Raw genomic sequence first — 21,571 nt, forward strand, 5'->3', positions numbered from 1 at the left:
ATGAATTTTAAGTTATATTTAAAAGAAAGTTTTAATATAAAAGCAATTATTGTGTATATTTTAAACGCAATAATTGCTTTAGTTTTTGGAATAGTTGCTTTTTTTGTAGAAAAAAAAGTTTCTAATTTAATTAAAAAAGCAAGAGTAGATGCAATTTCCATACCCGGGATTTATTTAATTCTCGTTTATGTTTTAATATTGATTTATCAATCGGGTTTTTTTAATCCTTTAAGAAGTAAAAAAAAGGAAAATAAAATTCAAATATCCAAAGCAAGATATAATCAAAAAATTGCGTTAGCAGTTAAACCAAAAGAAAAAGAAGAATTAAGAAAAAAACAAGATTTAGAAATAAAACTAATAGAAAAAAAATATGAAAATAAATATGTTACAAAAGCAAATTTTTTAACATATTTATCAATTTTTATTGGTTTGATTCTCATTACTGTTAGTTTAATAGTTTGGTTTATTTAATATAAAAATAATAAATAATTCTTTGTTAACTTTCCAAGTTAAAAATTTAAAAATAACATTTCTCCCTATTTTATAGGTAAATAAGGAAAAATGTTATTTTTTATTACATACCATTTTTATGGTTGAATAAATATTTTTGAAATATAAAAATAAGCCGAAGCTCATTTTTTTAGTCATCATTTTTAACTTGGATATTTCTTCTTTTGATTATTTCATCTGAGATAGATTTAGGACATTTTTCATAGTGATCAAATTGCATTTGATAAGTTCCACGTCCAGCAGTCATACTTCTTAAATCAGTAGCATAACCGAACATTTGAGCCAATGGAACTAATGATTTAATAACATGTGCTCCATCTGAACGAGTTTCATTATCAGTTATTTGTCCACGACGACGGTTTAAATCACCCATAACATCACCAAAGTAATCTTCAGGAATAACAACAGAAACTTCCATAATAGGTTCTAATAAAACAGTACCTAAATCATCTTTTGCTTTAGTTAAGGCTTTAGAAGCAGCAATTTTATATGCTAATTCTGAAGAGTCGACTTCATGGTAAGAACCATCAAATAAAGTTGCTTTAATATCAATCATAGGATATCCTGCTAAAATACCAGCAGCCATTTTTTCTTCAAGACCTTTTTGAATTGGTTTAATGTATTCTTTAGGAATTTTTCCACCAACAATTTTATCTACAAATTCAAAACCTTTATCATGGTTAGGTTCAAATTTAATTCAAACATGTCCATATTGACCTTTACCACCAGATTGTTTAATGTGTTTACCTTCAACTTCTGCAGTTTTAGTAATGGTTTCACGATATGAAACTTGAGGAGCACCAACTTTAGCTTTAACATTAAATTCACGTTTTAAACGATCAACAATAATATCAAGGTGTAATTCACCCATACCAGCAATAATGGTTTGTCCTGTTTCTTCATCTGTTCAAGTTCTAAAAGTAGGATCTTCAGCAGCTAATTTTTGCAAGCCTAAACTTAATTTTTCAACTGCATCTTTTGATTCAGGTTCTAAAGCTTGTGAAATAACAGGTTCTGGGAATACCATTTTTTCTAAAATAAATTTAGGCGATTTTTCAGCAACTAAAGTATCACCGGTGGTAGTACTTTTTAATCCAACGGCAGCAGCTATATCACCAGCAAAACATTCATCAATTTCATTTCTTGAATTAGCATGCATTTGAATTAAACGACCAATACGTTCTTTTGTATCTTTAGTTGAGTTATATACATAACTACCTTTTTGTAAAACCCCAGCATAAACACGGAAGAAAGTTAAAGAACCAACAAATGGGTCGGTCATAACTTTAAATGCTAAAGCAGCAAAGTTATGATCATCTGTAGAAGGAATTTCAATAACTTTATCATCTAGATGAGCTTTAATAGGAGGAACATCTAAAGGAGATGGTAAATAATCAACAACTGCATCAAGCATTTTCTTAACGCCTTTGTTTTTGAATGATGTACCACAAACTGCTGGGAAAAAGTCAGCGGTTAAGGTTGCTTTACGGATAGCAGCTTTTAATTCAGGAATTGATACTTCTTTTCCTTCAAGAACTTTCATCATTAATTCATCATCATAAGTAGCAACTGCTTCTAATAATTCTTGACGTCTTAGTTTAGCTTCATCTTGTAAATCAGTAGGAATACCAATTTCTTTAGCATTTTCTTCTGGTTTTCCATCATATTCAAAAGCTCTCATTTCAACAAGGTCAACAATACCTCTAAAATGTGCTTCTGAACCAATTGGAATTTGGATAGCAACAGCATTAGCATTTAAACGGCTGTGGCATGATTTAACAGCAGCAAAGAAATCTGCCCCTGCTTTATCCATCTTGTTTACATAAACAATACGTGGAACTTTATAATTGGTTGCTTGTCTTCAAACAGTTTCGGTTTGAGGTTCAACCCCTGATTGAGCATCAAGAACTGCAACAGCTCCATCTAAAACTCTTAATGAACGTTCAACTTCAACGGTAAAGTCAACGTGTCCTGGGGTATCAATAATATTTATTCTTTTATTATTTCAAAAAGCTGTGGTAGCAGCAGAAGTAATGGTAATACCACGTTCTTGTTCTTGTTCCATTCAGTCCATTTGACTAGCACCATCATGGGTTTCACCTAATTTATGAATTTTACCTGTATGTAACAAAATACGTTCAGTAGTTGTAGTTTTACCTGCATCAATGTGAGCCATAATACCGATATTACGGTAATCTTTTAATAAAAATTGTCTACTCATAAATAATTTCTATTATCAACGGAAGTGAGCAAAAGCACGGTTTGCTTCAGCCATTTTATGAGTATCTTCACGTTTTTTAATAGCTCCACCTGTTTTGTTTGATGCATCAATAATTTCGTTTGCTAAACGAACTTCCATAGTTTTTTCATTTCTTAAACGAGCATATTGTACTAATCATCTTAATGATAATGATTGTTGTCTACGTTTAGAAACTTCTGTAGGAACTTGGTAGTTAGTTCCACCAATTCTTCTTGTTCTAACTTCTAATTGTGGGGTAACGTTTTCAATAGCTTGCATGAAAACATCGATAGCTTTTTTGTTAGTTTTTTCTTCAACAATTTGGAATGCTTTATATAAGATTTCTTGAGCAATAGATTTTTTACCATCTAACATTATTGTATTAATTAATTTAGTAATAAGTGTTGATGAAAAGATTGGGTCTGATAAAACTTCTCTAATAGGTGCACTCTTTTTTCTTGACATAATTTTCTCCTTAAGTAATTTTTTAATTAAATTAGCAAGTTATTATTAGTTCTTTGGTTTTTTAGCACCGTATAAGCTACGACCTTGCATTCTTTTAGCAACACCAGCTGTATCTTGAGTACCACGAACAATGTGATATCTCATACCAGGAAGATCCTTAACACGTCCTCCACGAATTAATACAACAGAGTGTTCTTGAAGGTTGTGACCTTCTCCACCAATATAAGCATTTACTTCCATTCCATTCGATAACTTAACACGAGCGTATTTACGCAATGCTGAGTTAGGTTTTTTTGGGGTTAATGTACCCACACGAGTACATACACCACGTTTAAATGGCGAAGCCATACGACGTGGTTCTTTTAGTAAAGTATTGTAAGAAAAACTTAATGCAGGAGCATTTTGTTTTTTAACTTTATTTTGACGACCTTTACTAATCAATTGATTTGTTGTAGGCATATCAATAAATTCCTTTCATTTTGTTATTTTTGATGACTATATATTATTAATATAAAACAAATAAAAAATATAGTGGTTTTATTATATAGCAATTTGTCCGTGTGTATTTAATTTTGATAATTTTTTTAAATAGAAATTTAAATTTAAAAAATAGGAATTAAAAAATATTTTCAAATATCAAAATATAAAAATAAAATGATTTTTTAATACATATAATTAAAAAGATTATGGAAAGAAATAAGAAGATATTTAAAAAATTTTGTGATGAAATTAAATTTAAAAAAACAGAAACAATGATTGATGCAGAAATGTCAGCATTAGAAAATAAAAATGAAAAAAATGATATTACTTTTTTAATAACTTTTAAATCTATACCAAATGTTAATGATTTTTTTGATTTATTATGAACTATTAAAAATCAAACTAATTATGATATAAAAGTTAAATTTCTATTTAATGTTATTGCTTATGATAAACAATTAGTTATTTCATATTTAAAATTTTTGTTTCAAAATAAAACAAAATATAGAAAGTTAAATAGTTTTGATTTTGAAACAAATTTAGCAATTGAAAATGGTATAAATTTAGTTTTCCATTTACCTATGGATGAATTAAAAAATGATTTAATAGATTTAATTCCTTCAATTGAAAAAAATTTAAAAAAATATGGTTTTACCAAAATAAATGTTTCTTATGTAAATATTGAAATGATTGAAAATAACTATAAAATAGAAGAAAAAGAAAAAAAAGATATCTCAAATATTGAAATTAAAAATCATTTAAACAATGTATTATCTCCAACAAAAGAAACTAATTTTTCAAAGTTTACAAATTCTTTAAATAATAAAATTAACAAATCAAAATTAAGAAATATAGCATACATAGAAAGAAAAATAAATGATATTGATAGTATGTATGAAAATGATTATGTAGTTATTAAAGGTATTGTTTTTAAACAAGAAATAATAACTACTAAAAGTCAATGATTTATTAGAAAAATTAGTATTACAGATAATGCTAATGCTATTGATTGTCAACAATTTTCTAATACAAAATTTGAAGAAAATGAATTACCAGATGGGATTAGTTTAAAAGTTTTTGGAAAAATAATTGTTACTAGAAATGGAGAAAAACAATTAAATATTGACAAAATAGAAAAAATTGATGATTTATTTCCTATTAAAGATGATCTATCTAAAAAAGGTAGATATGAATTTCATATTTCTTCAAAAATGAATACAATGGATGGTTTGATAGAGCCACAAGATTTAATAAATGCTTCTGAACATTACAAAATTTTGGGCGGAGCTATTGTTGATTTAAATGGTGTACATTCTTTTCCTAAATTTTATAATGAAGCAAAAAATAACAAAAATTTTAAAGCAATATTTGGAGCTACTTTTTCAACCATTTCAAAAAATAACCAATCAGTTTATGGAAATATAAATGACATAGATTTTTCCCAAATTGAATTTGTTTCTTTTGATTTAGAAACTACAAGCTTATCACCAAGATATGGAGATATTATAGAATTTGGTTCACAAGCAATATTTAATAGTAAATTAAAAGAAGTTCATCAATTCTTTTTAAAAACGGATCATAAATTAAGCGATTTCACTATTAATTTAACAAATATTACTGATGAAATTTTGCAAAAAAAAGGTTTAACACAAGTTGAAGGCCTTAAAAAAATATATGAAATTTTGAATAACAAAGTTGCTATTGCCCATAATGCTAATTTTGATATGAATTGATTAATAGAAAAATATAGTCAATATGGATTAGAAGCACCAAACACAATTTATGTTGATTCTCTTATTGTTGGTAGAATGATTTTTGATGATGCAAGAAGATTTAGATTACAAAATTTAGCTAATCGTTTTAGTATAGAATATACAGAAAATGAAGCACACCGTGCTGATTATGATGCTAAAGTTTTAGCACAAGTTTGAGTTTCCTTACAAGGCAGATTAAGAACAAAATTAAATATTAGTAATCTTAAAAAATTAAGTGAATATAAAAGCAACAGTTTATATGAAAGAGCCTTTTCTGATGAATATGCAATTATTGCTAAAAATCAAAATGGATTAAAAAAATTATTTCAAATAGTATCTAATTCTTTAACTACTAATTATTTTGATGGCCCAAAGGTTTTTGTTGAGGATTTACCTATTAATGATCCAGATTTATTGATAGGTTCTTCAACTTTAAGAGGTGCATTGTTAGAAGCGTTTTTCTTTAGATCAAAAGTTAAATTTTTAGAAATTTTAAAAAAAGTTGATTATGTTGAAATTCCTCATCCCGGTGCTTTTAAACACATTTTAGATAATGATATTACTATTGAAACAATCCATCAAGGAATTAAAGAATTAATTGATTATGCTAGCAAATACAACAAAATAGTTGTTGCGGTTTCGGATGCAAAATATATTAGTAAAATTGATGAAATTGCTTATAAGATTTTAGTTTACTCCAAAGGGGTAAAAGGAATAAGACACTATTTATTTAATTATGAAAAAGCTAAGTCCAATTCTTTAGTTTTACCAGAAGCACATTTACTTTCAACTAGTGAAATGAAAGAAGCTTTTAGTTTCTTAAAAGATGAAAAATTAATAGATGATATAGTTGTTGAAAACACCTATAAATTAGCAGAATTAGTCGAAGATATACAAGTGGTAAAAGATAAATTATATACCCCAACCTTAGATAATTCTAAAGATAAATTATATGAATTAGTTTATAAAACAGCACATGAAAAATATGGTGAAAATTTGCCAACCATAATTACAGAAAGAATTGAAAAAGAAATTCAACCTATTATGAAATATGGTTATGATGTTATTTATTGAATAAGCCATAAGATTGTTCAAAAGACTGAAAATGATGGTTATATTGTAGGTTCTAGGGGTTCTGTAGGTTCATCTTTTGTGGCAACTATGGCCGGAATTACAGAAGTTAATCCTTTAGTTCCTCACTATCTTTGTTCAAAATGTAAGTATTTTGAAATAGCTAATATTCCTGAAATAACTTCTGGATTTGACTTACCAGATAAAAAATGTCCAAAATGCAATACTCTTTTAATTAAAGAAGGACAAGGAATTCCTTTTGAAACTTTTTTAGGATTTAATGCAGATAAGGTTCCTGATATTGATTTAAATTTTCCTGGTGAATATCAAAAAGAAGTTCATAATGAACTAAAAAGATTATTTGGGGAAAAACATACATTTAGAGCCGGGACTATTTCTACAATTGCAGAAAAAACAGGGTTTGGTTATGCGAAAGCTTATGCTGATGAAACCCATGAATTTATATCAAATACTTATGCTGATTATTTAGGTAAAAAATTACAAGGTATTAAAAGAACTACTGGTAAACATGCAGGAGGAGTAATTATTATTCCAAATGAATATGATGTTTTTGATTTTACTCCTATAAATTATGCAGCTAATGATACTGAAGATGATTGATTAACTACTCATTTTGAATTTAGATCTATTCACGATAATGTCTTAAAATTTGATATTTTAGGACACGATGATCCGACCGCTTTAATTATGCTTGAAAGATTAACAAATGTTCATTCTAAGGATATTCCACATCAAGATCCAAAAGTTATTAGTTTATTTTCTTCAACAGAAGCTCTTAATATTCAACCTAAAGATATAGATGGAGAATCAACAGGAGCTTTAGGACTACCAGAATTTGGTACTGATTTTGTTAGAAATATGTTAAAGGCCACTAAACCTAAAACTTTTGCTGATTTAATTTCTTTATCTGGTATTAGTCATGGGACCAATGTTTGAAATAATAATGCTGAATATTTAATTTCTAAAAAAGGATTAACAATTAAAGATGTTATTTCATGTAGGGATGATATTATGATTACCTTAATAAAATACGGTATTGATGCAGCACTTGCTTTTAAAATTATGGAAAAAGTAAGAAAAGGTAAAGGTGTTACTGATGAAGAAGCAGATATTTTATTAAAAAACAATGTTCCTATGTGATACATAGAAAGTATGAGAAAAATAGAATATATGTTTCCTAAAGCTCATGCTACTGCTTATGTATTAATGGCTTGAAGAATAGGATGATTTAAAATTTATTATCCGTTAGAATACTATGCCACCTTTTTCTCAACTAGATCAACTGATTTTGATTTAGAAAATATGATTGATATTAAGTATGGTAAAAAAGTCACTAATAGAATTCATGAATTAGAAAATAAGAAAAAAATTGAAAAGTTATCTACTAAAGAAGAAAACTATATTTCCATTTTAAAATTGGCTCAAGAATTTTATGCTAGGGGTTTTTATATAGAAAATATTGATTTAGAAAATTCATTAGCAAAAGAATGATTAGTAAATAAGAAAAATAAATCTTTAATACCTCCTTTTTCAGCATTATCTGGTTTAGGAGAAATTGCTGCTGAAAAAATTGTTCAAGCAAGAAATGAAAAAATGTTTATTTCTAAAGAAGATTTTATAAAAAGAACTTCTACTAATAGTACTTTAATTAAAGAAATGGAAAGAATGAATATTTTTAAAAATATTGATGAAACTGACCAAATGAAATTATTTTAATTTTATTTATAATTAAAAAAATATGAATAAAGATAAAAGTAATAAAAAACATAAATATTTTTTATTAGGAATAGCAACTCTTGGAGTTGTTCCTTTTTTATTACAAAAAACTATTATTCCAAATGATTCATCTAAATTAAAAGATATTCAATATGATAAAAACATTCAATTAAAATATTTAGAAAATATTTCATTAGCTAATTTATATAAAGATATTGATTCTAGTTTAGAAGAATTTACCTATGAAAATATTGAAGATTTAAAGCAAATTCAAAAAATGGATTCTATAGGAAAATTCATTGTAGAAAAAATTGGAAGAAAAATAAAAGAAAAAAGGTTAAAAAATATTCAAGAACAAGATAATTTAACATTTTTTAAATTATTTAATTTTAGAAAAAAATATCTTGAAGAAAGAATTTTTACAGCATTAAAAAATAATATAGATGAAACTACTAAATATAGTTTAGAAACGTTTTTAGAATCAATTAAAAAATTTAATTTAAATGAAAAATATGATTTTTCAAAAGAAAAATACAATCAATTAATAAATCAAATAATAAATTTTGATGATAATGCCCTTGAGTATTTAATACATCCTATTAAATTCTTATCTTTAATTAAAAACCTTTATGCTTCTGCTGAAAACCAATTTGTTAATCAAAGTATTAAAAATGAAGTAAATAAAATGTTTAAACAATTAAAAAAAGAAGTTGAAAATGAAAATAAAATTGATTTTAAAACTTTTACTATTTTTAAAAATCATTTAGTTGAAAATATTAATCAAGGAAATCAAGAAATAGATCAAGAAATAATAAATAAAAATAATATAGATATATTTAATAATTTAGTTAAATTAGGGTTAGAAGTAGAAAATTTAAAAAAAGATTTATTTTTCACTAATAATCTTTGAAAGCAATGATCTTTGAATACAAAAGATTGAATAAAAAATAAAGAATTAACTAAAAATAGGGAATTATGTCAATTTTTTTATTTTTTATTTAAAGAAGAATTTAAACAACTAAACATTACTAATGAATTGAATAATTTATACAGAATAGCATATGCAAAAATATATTCCAACATTAAATTTAATAAAGAATATAAAAACCAATTTGAAAATTATTTAATAATGGCGAAAAGAAATTATGATTCTTTTAATTACAATATCAATCAAAAGAAAATAAATTCTTATTTTTTTAATGATGCTTACATCAAAAAAAATAGTTTAGAAAAAATCGATTGAAATTTATTTAAAACAAATAAAAAAACTTTTTTTAATAAATATTTTTTAAAAGATGATTTTAATTATGCTAGTAAAAATTTTGATGATTTTTTAAATCAAAAAGAAGATTTATTTACTTTTTTAATTAATAATTCTTACTATGAAAGTAAGAAGAAAATTAAACATGAAATAGAAGAATCTAATTTTAATATTACAAAAGAAATTTTTGTTCTCTTAATTGTTTATTTAAATATTCAAAAAGAAACAAATATATTTTCTAAATTAGATTTTAATTTTAATAAAGATGAAATAGAATATATAAATTATATTTTTAAAAAAATACAAGATGGAAATTTAAATTTTACAAATCAAGCTGAAGTAGAAAAATTTAAAACATATATTTTTAAAATATTGGAAATTATAAAAAATAAAAAACTTGAATTTTATTCAAGAATTAAAGACAAAAATCAAGTTAAATATTTAAATTTTATTTCTAATAAGACAAAAATCAATGAAGAATATTTATCTAATATTCCTAATGAAAATTTAATTTTTAACTATGATGTTTTAAGTAAAAATAATTTTTCATTTTACTTTTTAACCTATTTTATAGGTAAAAACAAAAATAATAATGAATATAAAATAAAAGACAAATTAACTTATTTAGACAATTTAAATAAACAAAATTCTATAAATTTTAATTCTAAAATAGATGGTATTTTTACATATTGGGATATATTTTTAAATTTACAAAATAATAATTTAAAAGCTTCAAGCTTACTAAAAATTAAATGAACTTATTCATTAAAAATAACAGAAAATTTTTATACTTCACATATGAAACAAGTTTTAAAAATTTTAAAATTTGCTGAAGAAAAAAATTATGAAAATATAATAAATTTCATCGTTAAAGAATTTCTTAATATTTCTCCAAATGATTGATTACCCTTAAAAATTCAAGAACTAGAAAAATTATATTTAGAAGCTATTTCTAATATTGAAGATGATAATGAATTAAAAAATATAAGGAAAGAAATTAGTAATTTATTTGAAAATAATGAATTTTTAGTAAAAATACATACACCTTACTTATATGATTATTTAAAAAATTCTTTTTTTAAATTAAATGATTTTTATGAACAAAATAATATAGATAATTCTAATTTTTTTATTAAAAGAAAATTTTATGAAGAATATAAAAATATTCTTGATTTTTTAAGAAATATTACATCAAAAACAATTCCTCTTTTAGCAACAAAAAATAATAAAGAAATAGAAGAATTAAAATTGTTAACATTAAAATTAAAATCTGATCAATTAAAAAAATCTATTAATAAAAAAATAGAATTGTATGCTAATCAATTAAATACTTTGGATAAAAATTTTGTTGATTTGTTTTATAAAATTATTGATTTAAAGTATGAAATTTTATTATCCTTAGCAAAGGAAAAACAAGAAAATTTTAGTTTTAATTTTGTTAATAGTAAAAATATTTTTACTAGCAAATTTTCATTTAAAAATTTATTCGCAAATGAAAATTTAAATATTATTCATTATTACATAAATAATAATGAAATTGCCTTTGTATATAAATTTATTGTTGAAAACCATATTTTTTATGGCTTATATAAAATGAATAATTTTAGTAGACCACATCAAGAAACATTAAATGAAAATAAATTTAATGAAATTGCACAATATGCAAATAATACCTTTTATTTAGAAGAAGGAGATATAAATATATCTGATTCAATAGATGAACAAACGGTTTTAAATTACTTAGAAAAACATTTTATAGATAAAAATATTTTTAAATATTTGAGAATAAATAACTTTTATAAAGATAAATTTTTAGATTATTTAAAAATGGAATTTGATTTGTTTTATGGGGACAAGAAAAAACATATCAAAATGATTTTTCAAAATGTTATAAATTATAATCATTCTCAAGTGTGATTAAATAATGAAGTTAAAAAATCATTAAAAGATATTTATATAGACAAAGAAGTTTTTACAAATGAAAGTAACCTTACAAAAGAAAATATTGTTAAAAATATTTTAATTAGAAATCCAAAATTAAAAATATTTATAGATAAGGATTCTATAAATATTGATAAAGCTAATAAAAAAATTATTTTTAATTTAAAAATTTATGAATATGATTCAACTTTATTAACAGAAAAAGATTATTTAAATAAAGAAAAAATATTTTCTAAAGAAGAACAATTTGAATATTCATATAACTAATAACATTATGTTCATGCTATTTTTTTTATTTAATCAATAATTACATATTATTTATAATATTTTTTGATAAAAAATAAGAAAATCAAAAAAATTATTTTTTAATTCTTTACCTATTTATTAGTTAATAGTATTTTTATTTCTACTTCATATGTTATAAATAAAGATAATTTAGATAAAAAAGTAAAAAATAATAAATCAAAAAATAATTTAACTTCAAATGAGAATAAAAACAAAAAACCACAAATTGAAGAAAATAAACCAAAAAAAGAAAATAATGGCGAACAAACAAAACCAGAAGAAAATAACCAAAACAAAGATAAAAATAATTCTCAACAAAATGAGAATAATGGTAATATCCCAAAAAATGAACCCAATCAAAACAATGAGAACAATAATCCTAATACCATAATGCAATTGATACAGAAGATGCGGTATTAGAAAAAATAAATAAAAGAATTGGTAATATTGAAAAAAATTCTTCTAATGAACAAAAAAATTTATATGAAAAAATTCATACTGTTTTTAATAGATTGAAAAATATTTTTAAATATAACTATGATTTTTATAAATCATCAGCTGATGCAAAATATTATCATTTAAGTCTTAATGAATTTTTGAATCAACAAGAAGGCTTATATTCTAATGGAATAACAGATATATATTTTAAGGATTTATTTTTGCATATTAATAATGTGAATTCTACTATTGCAAATGATTATAATACTAGCTCAGGTGTAATAAAATTTGCTAAACAAAAAATGGATGAAGTTATAAGATTCATAAATTATCAACTAAGTGGTAGAGATTTAGTTTTTGATTCTAGTGAAGCTTATACCTTAAATTCCGATGATGATTTACTTTATGTAAAAGAAGCAAAGAATGATGATATAAAATCTATAAGAAAAACTCTTCTAAGAGCAGGTTATGCGAATATTGATTTTAAAAAATAAGAACGTGCTGAATATTATAGAAATGTATACAAAGTAATTAATGAAAATATTAAAGATGGAAATGATGAAGAATCAAAAATTTTTGCTTCTTACTATAAATTTTCAACTGATTATTTAAGATGGTGAGGATTTTTTAGTTCATCAGCAAATTCCAATACTGAAAAAATTTTGGATGGCTTATTATTCTAAAATCATTATTTTGAAGTAAACGGTAAATATAATTAAACTTATAAAAATAAATATGTAGAAACAAATAATAAAAATCAAACTTTATTAAAATCAATGAATACTCCTAATAGATATGAAAAAGAACAATATGCTTCTATTAGAAAAATGGTTGTTGAAAATTTAACTAAAATTATTTTTAAAAAATTTTCAACTAAAAGAAAAGTAAGAGCTATTTTTAATTGAATAATGCATAGAATTAATTACGTTTGAGAAGAATATTATCAAGATAAAAATCAAACTAATTGAAATATTAGAAATCCTTATGCTTTGACAGAAGAAATAGTTAATGATTCAACACTTAAACAATTTAAAGATAAAGGGGTTTGCGAAACATATGCAATATTATTTTTATTGTTTGCAATGTTTGCAAATATAAAATCTGGTTATATTATGGGTAATGTAGGTCAAGAGTAGCATGCTTGAAATAATGTTTATGATGAAGAAAATAAAGCTTTAAAATATGTTGATTTAATTTGAACAGATAATATTAAATATGAAGAAGCAAAATTAAATAATATAAAAATTAGCGAAATGTATTCTGATAAGATTCTCCCCTTTCATCATAGCAATTTAATTTATACAGATTTAAATACTATTAAAGATAGAATTATTACTTTATATATTAGATATATTAATTATGTTAGAAATATGTTTAATGATGATTACTTCCCTTTGCCAGAACATATTCTTACACAAGAAAATTTAAATAATACTAATTATAATTTTGTGCCTCATAAATATATTGATGAAATTAGAGAAAGATTTAGAAATCAAGGTTAAAAAATAGTCCTTTTTATTGAGGACTATTTTTCTTTATTTGTCTATTTTATAGGGTTGAAAAGAAAATAAAGAAGATAGTAAAGAAAACAAAAATATGACTATCTAATCTATCTAAAATACCACCATGACCTTTTAAAATTCTTGAATAATCTTTAATAAAATTAATTCTTTTTAGTAGAGAAAAATATAAATCTCCATACATTGAAACAATAGGTAAAAGCAATGAAGCCAGAACAATTGCAATATGGTTATTATTAAAAAAAGAAAAAGTGTTATCACCTTTTATAGATGCATACATAAATGTAATTGCAAAAATAAAAGTAATAATGTAGCCTCCTATAGCCCCTTCTCATGATTTTTTAGGAGAGATTTTTGGGGCAAAGTCCACTTTTATAAATTTTCTTCCTAATTTCATTCCAAAGATATAAGCAGCAATATCGCATATAGCAGAAAGCAATATTCCAAAAATTCAATATGTGTAATGGAAAATGGTAAAGTACAATAATGCCCTTGTAGCTATGGAAATAAAATATAGAGTAAATAAAATAAATAAGAACCTATTGATTTTATCTTTTTTAGTGTTATAAAAATTTGTTGTTAATTCAATAATAAAAAAGATTAAAGCAAATATTAAAATAAAAATTAATCCTTGATAATCTGTAGCAACTTTTTGAACAAAATATTTAAGATAAAAATCATCTTTTATATGTAAATTAGATAAATTAAAATAATTTTCAATATTATCAAAAGGTGCAAAAACAATCATTGAAAAAGGGATAGCTAACATTCAGGAATATCTTTTTTTAATACCAAAAGCATAAAATAATTCATATACCAAGCAAGATATAGTAAACATCATAGCAACAATAAGAATAATTCTAAATGTTAATCCAGTATTATCTAATTTATTGCCAAAAAAAGAAGATGGAACGAATATTGCTAATCAAACAAATCCAAAAATTAGTCCAGGAATAATTCTTTCTTTTCAAAGTTTCATAACATTAATTTTATCAAAATATAAAGGTAGAAAATAAGCAGTTATATATAATTTAATTTATGGAACAACTTAATTATTCAAATGAGACCTGTTATGATTTTATTTATGAAAAAGAATATGAACAAATTTTTGATTCTTTTAAACAATTTTTTAATCTAAATAAAGATGTTTTAGTAGATATAACCTTTGTAGATCCTGAAGAAATACAAAAGTTAAATAAAGAATATCGTCATAAAGATTATGTAACTGATATTTTATCTTTTGATTTTGGACATGAAGATATTTATGAAGATATACCTTTTTTACCACTTGGTGAATTAGTTATTTGTCCTGAAAAAATTATTCAACAAGCAAAAGAATTTAATCATTCAGAAAGAAGAGAATATTCATATTTGTTCACTCATGGTCTTGTTCATTTAATGGGATATGATCATGAAAGTGAAGATGAAAGAATAGAGATGAATAATATAGTTGACAAAATTTTAGAACCATTAAATATCACTAGGGAGAATTAATTATGGAAATTAAAAAATTACAAGATTTATTAAAATATTCATATGCACCTTGATCACATTTTAAAGTAGCAGCTATCGCTATAGACAGTGAAGGTAAAGAACATTATGGAGTTAATGTAGAAAACGCTGCTTTTCCATCAGGTTTATGTGCTGAAAGATCTGCGTTATTTGGATCAGTAGCTTACGGAGCTAAAGTAGGAAATTTTAAAGAAATTCATATTATTTCATCAGGTGAAGGTATTATTTCGCCTTGTGCTGGTTGTAGACAAGTTATGACAGAATTTATGCAAGATAATGCGAAAATTTATCAATATTCAGGTGATGGTAAAACCATTAGAGTTAATACTGTTGCAGAGTTAATACCTTTTGCTATTCGTGGAGAACAAATTAAATAATGAAAGTTTGTTTTGTTTCTATTCTTGGCAGACCAAATGTAGGTAAATCATCTTTATTAAATAACATTTTAAATTACAATGTTGCTATTGTTTCTAATGTAGCACAAACTACAAGAGATCAAATAGTAGGTGTTTACAATGAAGAGGGATATCAAATAATTTTTACTGATACTCCTGGAATTCATAAACCTGAATCAGAATTAGGTCAAATTTTGAATAAAAATGCTTACTCTTCTACAAAAGATACAGATTTAATTTTGTTTTTGAGTCCAGTGAATGAAATGATTAGTACTGGTGATCAAATGATTATTGAAAAAATAAAAAATTTTAAAAATAAAATTGGTCTTATTACCAAATTAGATTTAGTTAAAGATCCCAAAATTTTATTAGATAAACAAGAAGAGTTAAAAAAATATGGTTTTGAAAAAGTTTTAGGAGTTTCTACTAAAAATTCTAAATCTATAGATGATTTAATTACTTATATTAAAACTTATGCTTATGAATCTAATCCTTATTATGATGAGGATTCTTTAACAGATAAATCAATGAGATTTTTAGCAAAAGAAATTATTCGTCAAGCTGCTATTAATGAATTATTTGAAGAATTACCCCATTCAATTGCTATTGAAATTGAAAGATTTAGTGAGGATGATGATTTAATAGAAATTGAATCAACGATATTTGTAAAAAAAGCTTCGCAAAAAGGAATGGTAATTGGAGCTAACGGTTCTAAAATAAAGAAAATAGGAATGGAAGCAAGAAAATTAATGAATGTCCAATTTGGTAAAAAAATCAATTTATTTACAAAAGTAAAGATTGCTCCAAAATGAATTGATGATAAAAAAACTTTAAAAAAATTTGGTTATGAATAATCTAAAAACTTGTAATTTAGTTATAGGTTTTTTTATTTTAATTATCTATAAATAAGTATAAAATAACAACTTATTGTATAACTTATTTAGTTGTTATTTTATTAAAATTATATTAGTTTATTTTTAACTAAAACAAAGGAGAAAAATGTTTGTAAATAATCAAGAAAGAGATGAATTACATAAATCCATTTGAAACATTGCTAATGAATTACGTGGCGCTGTTGATGGATGAGATTTTAAACAATATATTTTAATCATAATGTTTTATAGATATATTTCTGAAAATCTAACAGTTTATATCAATAAAGGTGAACATAAATTGGGAAATAAGGAATTTGATTATGCACTTGTTTCAGATGAAGAAGCAAACAAGATAAAAAATGACTTAATTGAGGAAAAAGGTTTTTTTATTTTACCTTCAGAATTATTTGTTAATGTTCAAAAAAATGCTTATCAAAATGAAAATTTGAATGAAACTTTAGGACGAATATTTAATAATATTGAACAATCTGCAAGAGGCCATTTAAGTGAAAATGATTTTACTGGTCTTTTTAATGATATCGATGTTAATTCTAATAGACTAGGATCTACTGTTGATAAAAGAAATAAAAAATTAGCAATTATATTAACTAAAATAGCATCTATGAAATTGGGAAATTATGAAGAAAATTCTATAGATGCTTTTGGTGATGCTTATGAATATTTAATGAGTATGTATGCATCAAATGCTGGAAAAGTAGCGGGAGAATTTTTCACTCCTCAAGAAGTTTCTGAATTACTTACAAGAATTGCAGTTTTAGGTAAAAAAGAAGTTAATAAAGTTTATGACCCTGCTTGTGGTTCCGGTTCATTGCTTTTGCAAGCAATAAAAGTTTTAGGTAAGGAAAATATTAAACAAGGTTTTTATGGACAAGAAAAAAATTTAACTACATTTAATCTTTGTAGAATAAATATGTTTTTAAATAACATTGATTTTGATAAATTTAAAATTGAATGTGAAGATACCTTAATTTCTCCCAAACACTGAGATGATGAACCTTTTGATGTTATTGTTTCTAATCCACCTTATTCTATAAAATGAGAAGGTGATGATAATCCATTATTAATAAATGATTCAAGATTTTCTCCAGCTGGAGTTTTAGCTCCAAAATCTTATGCAGATTTAGCCTTTATAATGCATTCTCTTTCTTGATTATCACCTAATGGAGTTGCTTCTATTGTTTGTGCCAATGGGATTATGTTTAGAGGTAGTGATGAACAAAAAATCAGACAATATCTAGTTGAAAATAATTTTGTAGATTCAATTATTCAACTACCTAAAAATTTATTTTTTAAAACTCAAATTTCAACTTGCATTATGGTATTGAAAAAATCAAAAACTAATAATGATGTTTTATTTATAGATGCTTCTAAAGAATATTTAAAATCAACCAACAACAATAAATTAAGTGAGAAAAATATTTTAAATATTGTTAATTATTATGAACAAAGAAAAAATATTGAATATATTAGCAAATTAGCAAACATTGATCAAATTAAGGAAAATGATTTTAATCTTTCAGTTTCTACATATTTAAAAACTGAAAATACAAAAGAAATTATTGATATTAAAGTACTTAACAAACAAATAGGAGATATTGTTGCTAAAAATGATATTTTGAGAAAAGAAATTGATTTAATTATTAAGGATATTGAAAATGAATAAGATTAATGAATTGATTCAAAAATTATGTCCTGATGGTGTTGAGTATAAAAAAATATGAGAAGTAACTTATTTAGATAAAAAATTTAAAAATGTAGAAAAATTTAAACAACCTACAGTAGTTAAGTTTCATCATATTTCTGCTAATGAATTAAAATTATTAAATAAAAATGATGGAAATGTTAAATTATTATCAACCGGTGATTTTGATGGAAGAACAAATGAAGAAAATGTTTTGGACATTCTTAACAATGATGAAGTTATAGCTATACCTTCTGGAGGATCAGCAAAGTTAAAATATTACTATGGAAAATTTGTTGATAGTTTAAATATTTTATGTATTTCCTCTAATTTGGAAAAATATAATTTAAAATTTATTTATTATTTTTTGTTAACAAAAATTGATTTTATTCAAACTTGTTATAGAGGAGCAGGTGTTAAACATCCAGATATGTCTAAGATTTTAGAAATTGAAGTCCCAATTCCTCCGTTAGAAATTCAAAATGAAATAGTAAAAATATTAGATAAATTTTCAGAGCTTACAGCAGAGCTTACAGCAGAGCTTACAGCAGAGCTTACAGCAAGAGATAAACAATTTGATTACTATAAAAGTAAACTTTTAGATTTTTCTAATAATAAAAATTTATTAGAAAAACTAATGAATAGTAATAATAAAAAAATTGAATATAAAAAAATAAAGGATGTTTGTATTTATCAAAATGGGAAAGGTCATGAGAAATTTGTTAATAAATTAGGAAAATATATTTTAATTAATGCAAAATTTATTTCTTCAAATGGAAATGATTATAAATTTGTAAATAAATGTCTAATAACAGCAAATAAAAATGAAATTGCAATGGTTTTAAGTGATTTGCCTAATGGCAAAGCACTTGCTAAATGTTTTTTAATAAATGAAAATGATAGATATGCAATAAATCAACGAATTTGTAAGTTATCTATTATTGATTTAAACAAAATTAATCCAAAATATTTGTTTTATGTATTGAATAGGAATTTGAATTTACTTAAATATGATGATTTAATTAATCAAACAAATTTATCGAAAGAACAAGTTGAAAATTTATTAATCCCCATCCCATCGCTTGAAATTCAACAAAAAATTGTCAACATTCTTGATAAATTAGAAAATTATTCAAAAGATATCAAAACCGGACTTCCTCTTGAAATTGAACAAAGGCAAAAACAATATGAATATTACAGAAATATGTTATTAGACTTTGAAAAATTCCGGGGGGGGATTTAGATAAAAATTATATTAATTTACTAAATGAATTAGAAGAAAAATTATTATTTACTATTGAATATAAAAAAATAAAGGATGTTTGTACCATTTCTAGAGGTAAAGCATATACAAAATCATATATAAAAGAACATAAAGGAGAATATCCACTTTATTCTTCACAAACATTGAATAATGGTGAATTAGGAAAAATTAATACATATGATTATGATGGCGAATATGTAACTTGGACAACAGATGGAATTTATGCTGGAACAACATTTTATAGAAAAGGAAAATTTTCTATTACAACACATTGTGGAATTTTAAATTCAAATAATTCAAATTTATTACTAAATAAATTTTTATATTTTTTATTATCAACAAATAGAATAAAAAATATTGATAAGAATCAAACAATTCCTATGTTTACAACTACTTTAATGGAACAAATTGAAATCCCCATCCCATCTCTTGAAGTTCAACAAAAAATTGTTAACATTCTCGACAAATTAGAAAATTATTCAAAAGATATCAAAACCGGACTTCCTCTTGAAATTGAACAAAGGCAAAAACAATATGAATATTACAGAAATATGTTATTAGACTTTGAAAAATTCCGGGGGGGGATTTAGATAAAAATTATATTAATTTACTAAATGAATTAAAACAAATATTACTATTTTCTATTGATATTAAATCAATAAATGAAATTCTTATTTTTGATAAAAAATTTAAAAATGTAAAAAAAGATAAACAAAAAGAAATAGTAAATTTTAAACATATTTCAGCTAAACAATTAAAAATGTATCAAAACATTAAAGATGGAGAAGTTAAATTACTTTCAACAGGTAATTATGATGGTTTTACCAATTATGTTAAAAATGACAAAAATATAAATTATGGAGAAATTATTTCTATTCCAACAGGTGGTTCTCCAATAATAAAATATTGAAATGGTTATTTTATAGATAGTTTAAATATTTTAATGGTTTCAAAAAATATTAATCTTTATAACTTAAAATTTATTTTTTATTCATTAATGAATATCAAAACAAAAATAGAAGAACACTATATAGGTTCATCTATTAAACACCCAAATATGAAAAATATTTTAGATATTCAAATCCCCATCCCATCTCTTGAAGTTCAACAAAAAATTGTTAACATTCTTGATAAATTAGAAAATTATTCAAAAGATATAAAAACAGGACTTCCTCTTGAAATTGAACAAAGACAAAAACAATATGAATATTATAAAAATAAACTTTTAACCTTTGATAAGGAGAAATAAATTGTTATGAACAAAACATCAATTAGGTTTTTTGAAAATATTCCAATACGTGCAGTTTGAAATAATGATAATTCTAGATGATATTTTTGTGCTTCTGATATAGTTGAAGCAATTATAAAACCTAGTAATGCAAGAAAATATTGAAATAATTTAAAATTAAGAAAAAAAGAGTTGTCTTCAATTTGTAGACAACTGAAATCAAAAGCACGAGATGGAAAATTTTATGAGACTGATGTAATTGATGAAAATGGTTTAAATATTCTTTTACTTATTATTTCTAGCAATAAAAGTGAAATATTTTTAAAATGAATAAAAAATATGAAAACTTCACTTGATGAAAAAAGTAAATTAAAGGCATATGAATTATTTGAAACGGGATTTATTGAAAATATAGAAGTTGGAACAGTTAAAGGTTTACAACAAATTCATAGTTATATTTTTGGTGGATTATATGATTTTGCAGGAAAAATTAGAACTTTAAATATTTCGAAAGGTGATTTTGTTTTTGCCCCTGTTAAATATTTACAAGAAAATTTGAGTAAAATAGAAAAAATGTCTGAAAACTCACTAGAACAAATAATAAATAAATATATTGAAATGAATATAGTACATCCATTTATGGAAGGAAATGGCAGAAGTACAAGAATTTGATTGGATCAAATATTAAAAAAGAATTTAAATCTTTGTGTAGATTGAAGCAAAATAAATAAACAAGATTATTTTGATGCTATGATAACTAGCCCAAATAATCCAACTAAAATATTAAATTTAATTAAATTATCATTATCTAATGATACAAATAATAGAGAAATAATAATGAAAGGCATTGATTATTCTTATTATTATGAACAAATTGATGAATATTAGTAGAGG

At 23.5% G+C, this 21,571-nt stretch carries 19 protein-coding genes; 14 read left to right on the forward strand and 5 right to left on the reverse strand.

Annotation, left to right across the window (positions count from 1 at the left end; all coding sequences use genetic code 4):
* Nucleotides 1-471: a DUF3899 domain-containing protein gene (locus tag ACJA27_RS00260; RefSeq protein WP_406618005.1), complete on the forward strand. Its 471-nt coding sequence runs from the start codon at nt 1-3 to the stop codon at nt 469-471.
* Between the two features lie 169 nt (nt 472-640).
* On the opposite strand, the gene fusA is transcribed toward ACJA27_RS00260, so the two are convergent.
* Genes fusA through rpsL form a run of 3 tightly spaced genes read right to left on the reverse strand, consistent with a single transcriptional unit; the run spans nt 641 to nt 3,673 of the window.
* Nucleotides 641-2,731 carry an elongation factor G gene (fusA, locus tag ACJA27_RS00265; protein WP_406618006.1) on the reverse strand — a complete coding sequence of 697 codons (2,091 nt, stop codon included), beginning with the start codon at nt 2,729-2,731 and terminating at the stop codon, nt 641-643.
* Nucleotides 2,732-2,743: 12 nt separating this feature from the next.
* The gene (rpsG, locus tag ACJA27_RS00270; RefSeq protein WP_406618007.1) at nt 2,744-3,214 is read right to left on the reverse strand and encodes a 30S ribosomal protein S7; all 471 of its coding nucleotides are present in this window, start codon (nt 3,212-3,214) and stop codon (nt 2,744-2,746) included.
* 45 nt (nt 3,215-3,259) lie between these two features.
* On the reverse strand, nt 3,260-3,673 hold the full coding sequence (gene rpsL, locus ACJA27_RS00275) for a 30S ribosomal protein S12 (RefSeq protein WP_406618008.1): 414 nt from the start codon (nt 3,671-3,673) through the stop codon (nt 3,260-3,262).
* A gap of 227 nt (nt 3,674-3,900) precedes the next feature.
* Here rpsL and ACJA27_RS00280 point away from each other — a divergent pair, with 227 nt between their 5' ends.
* Both ACJA27_RS00280 and ACJA27_RS00285 read left to right on the forward strand, forming a co-directional pair.
* Nucleotides 3,901-8,256, forward strand: a complete 4,356-nt coding sequence (locus tag ACJA27_RS00280) for a PolC-type DNA polymerase III (RefSeq protein WP_406618009.1) — start codon at nt 3,901-3,903, stop codon at nt 8,254-8,256.
* A 22-nt stretch (nt 8,257-8,278) separates the two neighbouring features.
* Nucleotides 8,279-11,725 (forward strand): hypothetical protein, encoded by a 3,447-nt coding sequence (locus ACJA27_RS00285; protein WP_406618010.1) that lies wholly within the window; start codon nt 8,279-8,281, stop codon nt 11,723-11,725.
* 110 nt (nt 11,726-11,835) lie between these two features.
* Here the strand turns inward: ACJA27_RS00285 and ACJA27_RS00290 are convergent, their stop codons facing one another.
* The gene (locus ACJA27_RS00290; protein WP_406618011.1) at nt 11,836-12,132 is read right to left on the reverse strand and encodes a hypothetical protein; all 297 of its coding nucleotides are present in this window, start codon (nt 12,130-12,132) and stop codon (nt 11,836-11,838) included.
* Nucleotides 12,133-12,255: 123 nt separating this feature from the next.
* Here ACJA27_RS00290 and ACJA27_RS00295 point away from each other — a divergent pair, with 123 nt between their 5' ends.
* The 3 genes from ACJA27_RS00295 to ACJA27_RS00305 all read left to right on the forward strand — a co-directional run bounded on the left by ACJA27_RS00295 (nt 12,256) and on the right by ACJA27_RS00305 (nt 13,683).
* Entirely contained in the window at nt 12,256-12,675 is a 420-nt protein-coding gene (locus ACJA27_RS00295) for a hypothetical protein (protein ID WP_406618012.1), read from the forward strand.
* Between the two features lie 282 nt (nt 12,676-12,957).
* A complete protein-coding gene (locus tag ACJA27_RS00300) occupies nt 12,958-13,317 on the forward strand; it encodes a transglutaminase-like domain-containing protein (RefSeq protein ID WP_406618013.1) in 360 nt (119 codons plus the stop codon).
* 117 nt (nt 13,318-13,434) lie between these two features.
* On the forward strand, nt 13,435-13,683 hold the full coding sequence (locus tag ACJA27_RS00305) for a hypothetical protein (RefSeq protein WP_406618014.1): 249 nt from the start codon (nt 13,435-13,437) through the stop codon (nt 13,681-13,683).
* A 46-nt stretch (nt 13,684-13,729) separates the two neighbouring features.
* Here the strand turns inward: ACJA27_RS00305 and ACJA27_RS00310 are convergent, their stop codons facing one another.
* Entirely contained in the window at nt 13,730-14,680 is a 951-nt protein-coding gene (locus ACJA27_RS00310; RefSeq protein WP_406618015.1) for a phosphatidate cytidylyltransferase, read from the reverse strand.
* A 59-nt stretch (nt 14,681-14,739) separates the two neighbouring features.
* Here ACJA27_RS00310 and ybeY point away from each other — a divergent pair, with 59 nt between their 5' ends.
* From ybeY to fic, 8 genes are all read left to right on the forward strand, one after another.
* A complete protein-coding gene (gene ybeY / locus ACJA27_RS00315) occupies nt 14,740-15,195 on the forward strand; it encodes an rRNA maturation RNase YbeY (protein WP_406618016.1) in 456 nt (151 codons plus the stop codon).
* Between the two features lie 2 nt (nt 15,196-15,197).
* Entirely contained in the window at nt 15,198-15,590 is a 393-nt protein-coding gene (gene cdd / locus ACJA27_RS00320; RefSeq protein ID WP_406618017.1) for a cytidine deaminase, read from the forward strand.
* A complete protein-coding gene (gene era / locus ACJA27_RS00325; protein ID WP_406618018.1) occupies nt 15,590-16,462 on the forward strand; it encodes a GTPase Era in 873 nt (290 codons plus the stop codon). The genes cdd and era overlap by 1 nt, the downstream gene beginning before the upstream one ends.
* A gap of 145 nt (nt 16,463-16,607) precedes the next feature.
* On the forward strand, nt 16,608-18,167 hold the full coding sequence (locus ACJA27_RS00330) for a type I restriction-modification system subunit M (protein WP_406618019.1): 1,560 nt from the start codon (nt 16,608-16,610) through the stop codon (nt 18,165-18,167).
* Nucleotides 18,160-19,428: a restriction endonuclease subunit S gene (locus tag ACJA27_RS00335; protein ID WP_406618020.1), complete on the forward strand. Its 1,269-nt coding sequence runs from the start codon at nt 18,160-18,162 to the stop codon at nt 19,426-19,428. Before ACJA27_RS00330 ends, ACJA27_RS00335 begins: the two co-directional genes overlap by 8 nt.
* Before the next feature lie 68 nt (nt 19,429-19,496).
* Nucleotides 19,497-20,039 carry a restriction endonuclease subunit S gene (locus ACJA27_RS00340; RefSeq protein ID WP_406618283.1) on the forward strand — a complete coding sequence of 181 codons (543 nt, stop codon included), beginning with the start codon at nt 19,497-19,499 and terminating at the stop codon, nt 20,037-20,039.
* An 83-nt stretch (nt 20,040-20,122) separates the two neighbouring features.
* Nucleotides 20,123-20,698: a restriction endonuclease subunit S gene (locus ACJA27_RS00345; RefSeq protein ID WP_406618284.1), complete on the forward strand. Its 576-nt coding sequence runs from the start codon at nt 20,123-20,125 to the stop codon at nt 20,696-20,698.
* A gap of 318 nt (nt 20,699-21,016) precedes the next feature.
* On the forward strand, nt 21,017-21,565 hold the full coding sequence (gene fic, locus ACJA27_RS00350) for a protein adenylyltransferase Fic (RefSeq protein WP_406618285.1): 549 nt from the start codon (nt 21,017-21,019) through the stop codon (nt 21,563-21,565).
* Nucleotides 21,566-21,571 lie beyond the last annotated feature (6 nt).

This window comes from Mycoplasmopsis lipophila, assembly GCF_045276895.1.
GTDB classification, from domain to species: Bacteria; Bacillota_I; Bacilli_A; order Mycoplasmatales; family Metamycoplasmataceae; genus Mycoplasmopsis; species Mycoplasmopsis lipophila.